Origin of the sequence: Legionella sp. (assembly GCF_047605385.1) — a bacterium.
GTDB lineage: Bacteria > Pseudomonadota > Gammaproteobacteria > Legionellales > Legionellaceae > Legionella.
In genome coordinates, this window is the sequence record NZ_JASGFU010000071.1 from 1 (window position 1) to 11,539 (window position 11,539).

Genomic DNA, 11,539 nt, shown 5'->3' on the forward strand with positions numbered 1-11,539 from the left:
GAATACCGGCCTGTCACGCCGGGGGTCGCGGGTTCGAGCCCCGTCCACTCCGCCAGCTTTTAAGCATGCCTATTCGAAGTGTGCATTTTATCTTATATACGTTCTAAATTAGCTAGCTAATACGCTAAATCATCTTTTGTCATCGATCGCATGATATTTACCGGTTTATTTTGGGATTTTTGTCTGATTAGGTTATAATCCGACTTCTTAAAAAAATTTGTTAATTCTAAAATGGATCTCTGGACATGTTGCAGAAGTTAAATGAGCGTATACAAGGTGTCATAGCTTGGTTGGTTGTTATCTTAATTGGTATTACATTTACATTGTTTGGTGTAGATTATTATCTGCAATCCCATCAAACTACAAATGCAAAAGTTACAGTCAATGATGAATCATTAACGGAACAAGCATTCGAAGTAAACTATAGGCGCGCTCGAGGTATGCAAGATGTAGCGCACATGAGTGCTGAAGATGAGAAAAAATTGCAGAGTCAAGTTTTAGATCAAATGGTGACTAATGAAGTATTAGTCCAGGCAGCACATCACAATGGTTTTGGTGTGAGTGCAAATCAAGCGAATGCGGCTATTCTTAGTATTCCTCAGTTTCAAGAAGATGGGCATTTTTCTGCTGAGAAGTATCAACAAGCTTTAAGCGCAGCGTATTTTACGCAATCAAGTTTCCAAAATGAAGTAAGACAAGGCATGTTATTAAACCAGCAGCGTTTTGCTTTTATTGGAAGTTCGTTTGCATTACCTGGTGAAATTGAACGCTTTGTAAAATTGTTTATGCAAACTCGAGATTATGATTATTTAACTATTGATACAGCTCATTTTGAGAAAGATGTTCATGTTAATCCAGATGCTATTACAGAATATTACAAGCAGCATCAAAAGCAATTTATGACTCCTGAGCAAGTAAGCTTGGATTATGTCACTTTATCGATGAATGATATTAAAAATCATATCAACACTTCTGAGGAAGACATCAAACGTTTTTACCATGATAACGAAAGCAATTATTTAACTCCTGCGCAATGGCATGTTGCTCATATTCTTTTTGCTGTTCCAGAAACAGCCTCAAAAGAAGAACAAGATGATATTCAGAAAAAAGCAGATGATGCCTTTGCTGAATTACAGAAAGATCCAAGTCAATTTGATAAATTAGTATCTACAGTATCTGATGATAAATTATCTATTACTGATCACGGTGAATTGCCATGGATGACGGCTGGTCAAAATGAATATGGAAAAATTTTGTCCAATCTCACTAAACCTAATGAAATTTCAGCACCAGCAAAAACTAAGCATGGTTATGAGATTTTTAAATTACTTGCTTATAAACCAGCTACTCAGAAGTCTTTAGCTGAAGTAGAAACCACAATTAAAAAACAATTAATTACCGAAATGGCGCAAAATAAATATGCGCAAACTTTGGAGCAATTGTCTGATTTAAGTTATCAATCACCAGATTCACTTACTTCTGTTTCTGAAGCATTGCATTTAAAAATTGTCCAAACAAAACTTTTCTCACGTGCAGGTGGAGATGATGAACTTACTAGAAACCCGCAAGTGATTAATGCTGCTTTTAGTCATGATGTGCTGGAACTTGGTAATAACAGTGATCCTATACAGTTGGATAATGATTCTGTTGCCGTAATTCGTGTGAATGAACGTATTCCAGAAAAAGAACAGTCATTGGATGCAGTACGTGAGCAAATCCATAAGATTCTCGTGAAGCAAATTGCTGAGATAAAAGCCAAAGAACTCGGAGCTAGCCTATTAGCCCCAATCGATGACAAAAAACAGCAAGAATTTATCGCAAATCACTTAACCTGGATTTCTGTAGAAAAAGCGTCTAGGGATAGTGACAAAACAGAATCTTTAATTAATGATGCAGCATTTAATTTATTACGACCAGGCAGCCGTGGTAGTGTTATTTTACCTAATGGTAATTTTGTGGTTGTGAAATTAAAACAAATTAATGATGGAAAATTAAACTCTTTAGATAAAGAGCAACGTGATAGCCTTGTGCAACAAATTGAGGCCAGTTACGGGATGATGGATTATGATCTATACGTTAAAAGATTAATTAATCAAGCCCAAATTGTAAGGCACTAGTACCAGTTTTATTTAATTTTGGTTGGTTTATTAGATATATAAATCCGCCAAAATGTAAGGACTTGCAAGGCTAATTGAGTACTTTGGTTCTGTTGGAAGTGCTGTTAGCGGCTCCATAGGGAATAAATGGAATTGGTGCTACTAAAATGAGGAGTAGCTATGCCAAATAATAGTGTAACTAAATTAACTGATCAGAAATTAAGATCCTTCTATGTGAATACCTTGGGACATTACGATGATTGTCGTAAAAGAGGATTAGATGATAATGCGACATTTAATGAGATGATTATAAATGTGCAGCACTCCTTGGAGGCATATGGTGGGACTCTTTATTCTTTAAGTCCTGAAGAAAAGTGTCAAATTTACACAGTATTTTATGCTATGTGGAACGCTTTTTCATTAACGCCCGAACAAAAGAAAGATCCACGTCAAATTCCTGAATTTAATGAAACAAAGATACATACGGTAAATATCTATCACTATCGCGATACAACCTTATATGATTGGCTATTTTTGAATACAATTTTAAATGATTGCCACCATCATCATATTCCATCTGGAGATACGAATTCTGATAAAGATCTTACGCAATTATTAGCAGTTTTGGCATTAATTGCTTTAGCAGCTATTGCTGCAGTTATCGCGATGATTGCTCTATATTATATGTTGAGTCACTTTGCAGAGGGTATAGATCGTTTTTATTATAATGAAGGATGGTTAAAAGCAGCTTTAATTATGGCGACATCGATTGGTTTTGGTATGGGAACCGCGTCAATCTCAGCTGCACTTCTCTCTCCTGTTCTTGTTAGTCTTGCGATCATGGCGGGTTTTAACCCAGTTACCATTGTTGCTACAGGTGTGATTTTATTATCGATCATTGGTGCTGGGATAGGTGGTTTTGTTATGGATATGGGATATAGGGGCATTGAACGTCATGTGAATCGTGACGCTATAGATCCTGAAGATCCAAAGCGGTTTCGTTTAACTGCAGAGAATGAAGCGGTCCTCACACACAAAGGGATTAACCCACTCCTAGTGCGCTTGGTCTTGGTAGAAATTCGTATGGAAATTGCACGTATATCAAACAGTAATGGCACAATTCCTACTGTTTTATCACGCTTCTTTTCTTGCAAATCTGAAATTAATGAGTTGCTTGATAAAGTGCGTAAATTGCGCTCTGGAGAACTCTCCAATATGAAGCAAGTAAAAGTAGGGAATAGGTGTTATGATTGTACAATGCCGGATTGTGTCCCACAATATGTGGAACAACCATACACTCATATATTCAAACCAATGCCTACTCCAAGTGCACCTCCTATTGCGCAGATGAACAGTCAAAATGAATCATCACCATCATATAGATCGCCAACATTTGGTAGCTCATTTGATATTGGTGTGGATTAATATTATTTATATCTGTCTGAACATAGAAAATTTCATAATATAAGCTGGTGGTTTTTAAGCGTCTTAACCATTACCCGTCAACTTAAGGATTTTTAAATAGAGTTGTAGGTTGGGCCTTGGCCCAACCTACGATTTTCCTTAATTTAATGACAGAGAGAAAGAGGAAATAGCCTTAAGCTTTTAAGTGCAGATTTTTTACAGTAGTGATTGTTCGTAATATCCCATATCAGGCTTTTGCTAATATGGGATAGATAAAATACTGAGTATAGCTCGTTTATAATTTCTGGACGCTCTTAATAAAGATGATTCATGAGAATAAATAATATTAAGTTAGAAGGATTTGGCGGAGAGACTGGGATTCGAACCCAGGGAAGGTTGCCCTTCAACGGTTTTCAAGACCGCCGCATTCGACCGCTCTGCCATCTCTCCGACAGGCGAAAATACTACCTTAATGTTTTGCGTTTTGCAAATATTTTTTTGATTTTATTATCAATTAAATTACCCATAAGAATGCTCGCAAATTATTTAGCCATATGTATAATGATTCAAAATTTTTTGCAATTGTTTGTAGAAATAGCAGTATATTAAAAATAGGTGTAGTTTATGAAACGAATTCAAGTGTTATTCCTAATTGGTCTTATTGTGTCTTTGTCTTCTTGTAAGACTTGGTGGAATAAGGATGATGAAGATAAGAACCCTTTTAAAGGAATGAGTGCAGAGCAGTTGCATTCTGAATCACAAAAAGCTTTGCATAAAAAAGAGTATTTAAGCGCAATTAAGCGTCTTGAGGCAATGGAGACCATGTATCCTTTTAGTGATTACACTGAAAGTTCACAAATGGATTTAATTTATGCGTATTATCAAAATGAAGATTACCCTGCGGCTGCAGCTTCAGCTGAGCGCTTTATTCATTTGTATCCTCGGGCTAAGCATGTTGATTATGCTTACTATATGCGTGGTTTAGCAAATTTCCAACAAACACGTGGGGTATTTGCGAAGATGTTGCCTATGGATGAGTCTTGGCGTGATCCTGGTACTCAAACACAGGCTTATTCTGATTTTGCGGTATTAATTCAAAAATTCCCTGAAAGCAAGTATAAAGCAAATGCTTTGCAGCGTATGATTTATTTACGTAATATGTTTGCGCAGTCTGAATTGAACGTTTCTAAATTTTATTTCAAGCGCAAAATGTATGTAGCGGCAATTGAGCGTTCGAGTTATTTAGTGAAGAATTACCCGCAAGCACCTTCTGCGCAGCAGGCTTTGGCTATTATGTATGAATCGAATAGGGCATTAGACTTAAATAAAGCGGCTGAAGAGGCAAGAACAGTTTATGAGGCTACTTATCATACCAAGAATATAGTGAAGCCTCTTCCATAGATTGAATTCGAAGAATCAAGTAGGAAGATCTGCAGCTCTTCCTACTTTGTTCTGAGCTTAAGTTAGCTCTATAATGCAGGAGTTTGCATTTTCAACGGTGCAAGTAATTCATTAATTAATTCACGCAGCTCGCCTGAGAGTAAGGTGAGTGCTGCGTCTCGTTGTAGTTCTTCTTCAAACTGTTTAATTTCATTAAAGTCATCAATAAGATAATCCAGACTTTTTAGTTTTTTAAAGCTAAAATCTTGTGTCAGGGTAAATTGAATTCGCTCTCGCCAAATTAATGAAATCTCAGCTGTGACCATTCCTTGTGATAATAAAGTTAAAATTTCTTCGGCAGGTAATTCATAGCCTTTGCAATGAATGCGTTTTTTTTCATTATCTAGTGAGAACAAAATACAATCTGATGCGAGTTGAAAATTAACAGGTAGGGTGGTTGGAGATTGTATCCATTCTGCAAAACGTACCGCTAAATTTTCGGCAAGCGGTAGAGGTTCAATATTGACTCCAGGCACTGACTTACGTAATAACGAGGTGAGTTGTGATGCTTGATTATTGCTAGAGGCATTAACGATGATACGCTTTTTGGTACTATCTAAAATAGCAAACATTCTTTTTTGCACACAAAATGATTTAGGTAATAATTCAAATTCAATATCTTCAGCGATTTGTGCTTTTTCGGCACGCTTGATGGTGCGCCCTTGTTGTACTTCTAGTGCTTGTACGCGCTCAGCCAGCGTTTTATTAATTACCCCACGTGGTAATAAACGCTCTTCCTTACCCATACAAATAAGAGAGCTACCAGAAACTTCTTGTACTAATTCATCAGAAAATACGGGTGCCCATCCATAAATGAAACGCGCATGAGGTGGACAAGGCTTTAAAATATTTTCAGCTAAATGAGGTATTAAATTAGAATGTTCATCTAATTCATACTGATAAATGAGTGCATTATTAAACCACATGGAATACTCCTGAATTTTACATAATATAATAAGTGCCAATCGCTATAGTTCTATTGTACGGCAATTTATAGAATTCAATGTTTAAATTGGCTGAATAATTGCGAATGAGGAAAGCAAATAATCGTTCTTGCCAGAAAAATGTCAAGGATTTTTTATTTTTTGACGCCATGATGTTGGGAATTTCAACCATATAGGTTGCGCGATCAATATTTAATTTAAAGGGTAAGATATTCTTATCTGAAGCTCTTTCCAAAGCGCGAGGAATGGAGATTGTTTCCATAAAACCATAATGTAAGGTCAAATTATAAACTCGTTCATCTAAACAGGTGACCTCATAACGTTGGCTGTAATGGACATAAGGAATATTATTCACTACATAATTGACGATCAATACATGTTCAGGCACTGAGCGACTTAGTTTTAAAAAGTGTAAAAAGCTGCCCCCGCTTTTATCATAAACGTCAGTAATGAATACTGCTGTTAAATCATGCAGTTGATTTAAGCAATTGTATTGCAATTGTTTAATGATTTTTGAGATGTCTGCTTTATTCATATAGTAATGAATACGCAGATATTCCAAACCGTATTTCCAGGTATACATTACTGTTGCCAAGCCTAGGGCTAGGGTAACAGGCACCCATCCACCGGTTAAGAATTTATGAGCATTTGAGCCAAGAAAAGCAAGATCAACACTAAGGAATATGGCAAAGATTATTCCTGCAAAAATTTTTGACCAACGCCAAATAGAAATGGCAGTGTAGGCGACCATAAAATCTACCATAAGCATATAGGCATTAACGGCAATTCCATAAGCGTGAGCTATATTGTCTGAGGTTTTAAAAGCAAAAGTAAGCGTTAATGTACCAACAAATAAAATAAAGTTAATTTGTGGTACATAAATTTGGCCAAAGTATTCTTTTGACGTTTGAATAATAGGAATTCTTGGACATAAACCTAATAAAACGGCTTGTTTGGTCAATGAAAATGTCGCTGAAATTACTGCTTGTGATGCAATGATGGTGGCGATAGTTGCCAGAGCAATAAGAGGTATATGAAACCAGCTTGGAGCAATCATATAAAAAGGATGGCTGATTGCTTCTGGGTGTAATAATAAGTTAGCACCTTGGCCAAAATAATTGAATACTAAACAGGGTAAAACAAGAAAAAACCAACTCACACGAATAGGGTTTTTACCAAAATGTCCTATATCGGCATAAAGTGCCTCTCCACCGGTAACAACCAGGAAAATTCCCCCTAAGAGCAAATATCCTTTAAACCCTAAATCCTGTAATAAAGCAAAAGCATAGTAAGGATTAATGGCTTTTAATACTACTGGTGCAGCAATGATTTGAATGATGCCTAGAATTGCTATGGTACAAAACCAAATGAGAATAAGAGGACTAAAAAGATAACCAATACTTGATGTTCCTTTCGATTGAATAAGAAAAAGAAATGCGAGAATGAGTGCTGCGGTGGGCAAAATATACGGCGTAAATGAATCAGATAAGGTGCTTAATCCTTCAACAGCACTGACAACTGAAATGGCTGGGGTCAGCATGCCATCTCCAAGTAAGAGTCCTGCGCCAAAGATGGCAAACATATAAAAAAGCGATATATATTTTGCATCTTTATGCTTCATGAGGGCGAGTAGAGCTAGAATTCCCCCTTCACCATCATTATCTGCGCGAAAAATGACAATCAAATACTTAAAGGAAATAATGATGATTAGACACCAAAAAATAAGCGATAAAACACCTAAAATATTGGGCTCTGTAACCGCCAGGTTATCTAATGTTACTTTTAAAGCATACAAAGGACTGGTACCAATATCTCCAAACACTACTCCTAATGCTGCCAAAGTTAGTCCATAGGAGAATTTTGTTGTTTTTTCCATAGAATTCACGCACCTTAGTTTGTACATTCATAATGTATAGTTAACTACCAGTAAGCATTAATTGCTAAAACATACGACATAAAGCGTGATGTATTTTTTCCTTGTACCGGAAACCAAACCCCACCAATCACCCCAACATGTGCATTAAAATTATATTCTAGTGCTGGAGCTAGGCCAAATTCATAATATTGTTTGGCGCCTACAGTGGGTTGTTCATCATCATTTAATATATCTAAAATACCATTGAATCGTGTTGCTTGACCTTCAGAATAATAACCTTCCATTACTGCTACCCAATGTTGAGTTAAAGTATATTCAAAAGCTAAATCAATATTATCTTCAATTCCTGGATTCACTGTACCACGGGTGTGAACTGAACCACCAAAACTACTGATGCCGCTAATATATACTGATGAAGAAATAAGGCTGGATAAAAATAAACGTGTGCGTAAATAGTGGGATTCATAAATTTCTTTTAAGAACTGCAAGTTTAAACCGATAAGTGTTCTATAACTGCCTAAGCCGGTGGCATCGGTACCATAAAGTGCCGGATTTAATTCATTATATTTTCCAGTAGGAAATACTTCCAGGATCAGCAGGCGTAAATCGGGAATCCATTTAGAGTGTTTTTGTTCGAGAATTTGTATTCCTAATGCTAAAGAGGTATCTGTTAGTCGATTATAATCGATCCCACGAGTGCTGTTGAAGGTATAGGGAACAGAAAGTTGAACATCCAGCCAATCAGTAAAACCATGAGTGAGTAATGGATTAAAAATCAAACTTTTAAACATAGGGATACGGTGAGCACGTCCCTTATTATCAAATTGGGCGTTGGTAAATGCATCAATACCATAGAGTTCAAAATTAGTATGTCCACGAGGAACAGAATGGCCAGCTGGAGCTAAAATAGGGCCGGTGAACCAAGGATCTGCGCTTGAGGGGTGACAAAATAGGCTAATGTAAAGAAAAAGAAATAGTACTTTTAAATAGTGTAACATTTTGATCTCAATTTTTATTCTTACTTTTTGAGGTAAATTTATCTTGTTGATTTCGGAGTATTGGTTTTTGAAGCATATCTATTGCAGGTCTATGATTCTTTGTGTAGATTAGCCCATTTTTGTACTTTGGGAAATAGATAATGAACGCAAAAGTTATTTTGCTTGCAGCAAAACAAAATACCGTACTTCGTGGCCATCCTTGGATTTTTCCCAAAGCAATTGTGCGTAATTCAGGGAAGTTGGTTACCGGCAATTTGGTCGAGATTTATAGTGCAGAAAATACCTTAATTGGCATTGGTGTATATAATGAGCATTCATTATATAGAGTTCGTGTACTGGCTTTGGCAAATGAAGGCATTAATTTAAATAGTTTCTCTTCAGTGATTGCTTATCGTTTCCAACAGGCGCAGATGGTGCGTCAATGCCTTAACTTACCTAATGAGCAAACAACAGCTTATCGTTTTTTTAATAGTGAAGCTGATGGCTTATCGGGTGTGACCATTGATCGTTTTAACCAGGTATGTGTGGTGGCCAGTTCTGCTTATTGGGTGGAGTTAAATAAAGAAACAATCATTAAAGCCTTACAGACTATATTTCCACAAGACCAAATTCTTTGGATGCCACAAGCGAAACCTTTGGGGCAAGATGGTTGGAAACACATTAATCAGCAAGAAATAACCCAAGCAAATGCGCAGGTGTTTGAAGGAGGGGTTATTTACCAAGTCGAATTTAGTCATGCCCAAAAAACGGGATTATTCATTGACCAACGCGAAAATCATCAACGCCTTGCTCAGTTGGCTAAAGAACGAAGTGTTTTGGATCTTTATAGTTATACCGGAGGTTTTGCGTTACATGCTGCTAAAGCAGGAGCCACACGTATTACTGCAGTTGATAGTTCTGCACAAGCAATTGCTCAGGGGAAAAAAAATGCCCAATTAAATGGATTAACCAACATTGAGTTTATCGAAGCAGATGCACGTGATTATCTAGCTAAAGCAGGGGAGTATGACGTAGTTGTTTTAGATCCTCCAAAGTTAGTGCCTTCGCAGCAACATATACAACGTGCAAAAAACTATTACCGATTTTTACATCGTGAAGTGTTCAAGCATATGAAATCAGGTTCTTTATTGATGACCTGTAATTGCTCTTCCGCCTTGTCGTCATCAGAATTTTGTGCTTTGGTCAATGCTCAAGCCGGGGCAGTGAGTAAACAAGTACGAATTTTAGGGGTTTATGGGCCAGCAAGTTGTCACCCAACTTTGGCTTCCTTTCCTGAAGGAAATTATTTAACGGCTGTTTTATTAGCTGTGGTGTGATTTTTTAAATTGCAGGTTTTGCAATAACCTCTTCAGGCCAACTTTTTAAACTTGGAATAAGTTTCGTCATCGTTTCAAAAGAAGCAAGAAATCGTTTGAAAAGAAAAAGAGCATCGTATAAGGCACGCTTGTATATTGAAAAAGGAAACTTTTCCAATAAATAATCAAATTCTTTAAATTCGAATATTGTAGATTGGATGGGTTGATTTGAGTTGTAAATTAACTTATTATGCGCTGCCATAACTCGGCTTGTCATACCGGGAAAAGCTCCAGGTAAGGATTTTTTTATTTCTTCGTCTGTAATTTCAATATCATATTGAATGACTTTATTAGTGGTTATCCTGGGCGTAATGCCATTTTTTCCGGAAAGAAACTCAGTAGTTCCAAATTTAGGTATAATGTCTTCCCGATGGAAGTGATTATAAACGCGTAGAAAATCAGGTTGATGATTATAGGTAAGTAAAGAGGCGTGTTGATCGGTAGTCTTCCCAAGGCCTGGAGCGCCTGCAGCATAAACAGTAATTCCTTCGATCTTGTTAAGGGCTTTAAATTTTTTAAATTTATCTTTATCCACGACAAGTTTTTTTTCTAAGCTTTGCAATACTTTTGGCAAGATAGAGTTGTTTATTTGAATTTCCTTGCCTAATTCTTCTTTTATATTCTTAATAATAGTACTAGGAGTATTTTTCTGAACAGCACAAGCTCTTTGAAGTGAATGAGCAAATCCTTTAGCTAATGCCCCACCTAAACTATGACCTGCTAAGCGAAGTCTGAATGTCTTATTAGGGTGGATAGCATTCAATTGCTCAATCATGCTATTAATTTGTTCCAATAATTTTATTTCATGCTTTTTTAATGTCTCTTGACCTGGCCCTTCTTTTTCCATATCTGCTATTTCGGCAGCAAAATCAATTGTTCCAAAAAAATTAATTTGTAGTTCAATAGGACCAGACGGAATGGAAATGGGTATAGCAGCAGTACACCTCAATCCATATTGGTCCATAAGAGGATAAACTCGATAGCGAGCTTTATTTTGGTTGTAATCTATTTCTTTTATAAGGCAGTTTTTATTTAACCGAGTACTTTTATGAGAATCAGGAGAAAGATGATAGGTAAATGTATAAAGTTGGTGTTGGTATAAGCCTTTTTGTATGTTTTCTAATTCCTTATTTATTAGTTGTAAGGAGTCAATTGGCTTTAGAGCTTGCTGTAATTTATGAATGGCCTGATTTAGCAAATCTGTATCTATCTCCAGGCCAATTTTCTTTATTTCTTCTTTTAGTACTTCAAATTTCTGTAATAATTCTTTTACTTTGGCATTATTCGTACTTATCTCAAAATTATTGTTTTCTTCTAATTCTTTAAACTCGTTAAATAGTACACGTGTTTTAGGTAAAAGATATATTATAGGAACCCCAGTTCGGAGTTTTTAAGTAAGAAAAATGGAGTTCCAAAGGCTTGTAAT

General features: G+C 36.4%; 8 protein-coding genes and 1 tRNA gene. 4 read left to right on the forward strand and 5 right to left on the reverse strand.

Features of this window, described 5'->3' with window-relative positions; genetic code table 11:
* The first annotated feature begins 245 nt into the window (after window positions 1–245).
* The gene (locus QM652_RS12275; RefSeq protein ID WP_415076223.1) at window positions 246–2,117 is read left to right on the forward strand and encodes a SurA N-terminal domain-containing protein; all 1,872 of its coding nucleotides are present in this window, start codon (window positions 246–248) and stop codon (window positions 2,115–2,117) included.
* 159 nt (window positions 2,118–2,276) lie between these two features.
* Window positions 2,277–3,521, forward strand: a complete 1,245-nt coding sequence (locus tag QM652_RS12280; RefSeq protein ID WP_415076225.1) for a hypothetical protein — start codon at window positions 2,277–2,279, stop codon at window positions 3,519–3,521.
* Window positions 3,522–3,862: 341 nt separating this feature from the next.
* Here the strand turns inward: QM652_RS12280 and QM652_RS12285 are convergent.
* A tRNA-Ser gene (locus QM652_RS12285) sits at window positions 3,863–3,950 on the reverse strand.
* A gap of 174 nt (window positions 3,951–4,124) precedes the next feature.
* Between QM652_RS12285 and QM652_RS12290 the strand changes: the two genes are divergently transcribed.
* Complete coding sequence (locus tag QM652_RS12290; RefSeq protein ID WP_415076227.1) at window positions 4,125–4,901, forward strand: outer membrane protein assembly factor BamD; 777 nt, start codon at window positions 4,125–4,127, stop codon at window positions 4,899–4,901.
* A gap of 68 nt (window positions 4,902–4,969) precedes the next feature.
* Here QM652_RS12290 and QM652_RS12295 read toward each other — a convergent pair whose 3' ends face one another.
* Genes QM652_RS12295 through QM652_RS12305 form a run of 3 tightly spaced genes read right to left on the reverse strand, consistent with a single transcriptional unit; the run spans window position 4,970 to window position 8,758 of the window.
* Window positions 4,970–5,866, reverse strand: coding sequence for a recombination-associated protein RdgC (locus tag QM652_RS12295; RefSeq protein WP_415076229.1), 897 nt, complete (start codon window positions 5,864–5,866; stop codon window positions 4,970–4,972).
* Between the two features lie 16 nt (window positions 5,867–5,882).
* The gene (locus QM652_RS12300) at window positions 5,883–7,760 is read right to left on the reverse strand and encodes a potassium transporter Kup (RefSeq protein ID WP_415076231.1); all 1,878 of its coding nucleotides are present in this window, start codon (window positions 7,758–7,760) and stop codon (window positions 5,883–5,885) included.
* Between the two features lie 44 nt (window positions 7,761–7,804).
* Window positions 7,805–8,758, reverse strand: coding sequence for a hypothetical protein (locus QM652_RS12305; protein ID WP_415076233.1), 954 nt, complete (start codon window positions 8,756–8,758; stop codon window positions 7,805–7,807).
* A 140-nt stretch (window positions 8,759–8,898) separates the two neighbouring features.
* Here QM652_RS12305 and QM652_RS12310 point away from each other — a divergent pair, with 140 nt between their 5' ends.
* On the forward strand, window positions 8,899–10,074 hold the full coding sequence (locus QM652_RS12310; protein ID WP_415076235.1) for a class I SAM-dependent rRNA methyltransferase: 1,176 nt from the start codon (window positions 8,899–8,901) through the stop codon (window positions 10,072–10,074).
* A gap of 4 nt (window positions 10,075–10,078) precedes the next feature.
* Here the strand turns inward: QM652_RS12310 and QM652_RS12315 are convergent, their stop codons facing one another.
* The gene (locus tag QM652_RS12315; protein ID WP_415076237.1) at window positions 10,079–11,311 is read right to left on the reverse strand and encodes a hypothetical protein; all 1,233 of its coding nucleotides are present in this window, start codon (window positions 11,309–11,311) and stop codon (window positions 10,079–10,081) included.
* Window positions 11,312–11,539 lie beyond the last annotated feature (228 nt).

What these genes read in the sequence shown, in the direction of transcription:
- QM652_RS12275 (WP_415076223.1), top strand. Translation starts at nt 246, where the DNA reads ATGTTGCAGAAGTTAAATGAGCGTATACAAGGTGTCATAGCTTGGTTG.
- QM652_RS12280 (WP_415076225.1), top strand. Translation starts at nt 2,277, where the DNA reads ATGCCAAATAATAGTGTAACTAAATTAACTGATCAGAAATTAAGATCC.
- QM652_RS12290 (WP_415076227.1), top strand. Translation starts at nt 4,125, where the DNA reads ATGAAACGAATTCAAGTGTTATTCCTAATTGGTCTTATTGTGTCTTTG.
- QM652_RS12295 (WP_415076229.1), bottom strand. Translation starts at nt 5,866, where the DNA reads ATGTGGTTTAATAATGCACTCATTTATCAGTATGAATTAGATGAACAT.
- QM652_RS12300 (WP_415076231.1), bottom strand. Translation starts at nt 7,760, where the DNA reads ATGGAAAAAACAACAAAATTCTCCTATGGACTAACTTTGGCAGCATTA.
- QM652_RS12305 (WP_415076233.1), bottom strand. Translation starts at nt 8,758, where the DNA reads ATGTTACACTATTTAAAAGTACTATTTCTTTTTCTTTACATTAGCCTA.
- QM652_RS12310 (WP_415076235.1), top strand. Translation starts at nt 8,899, where the DNA reads ATGAACGCAAAAGTTATTTTGCTTGCAGCAAAACAAAATACCGTACTT.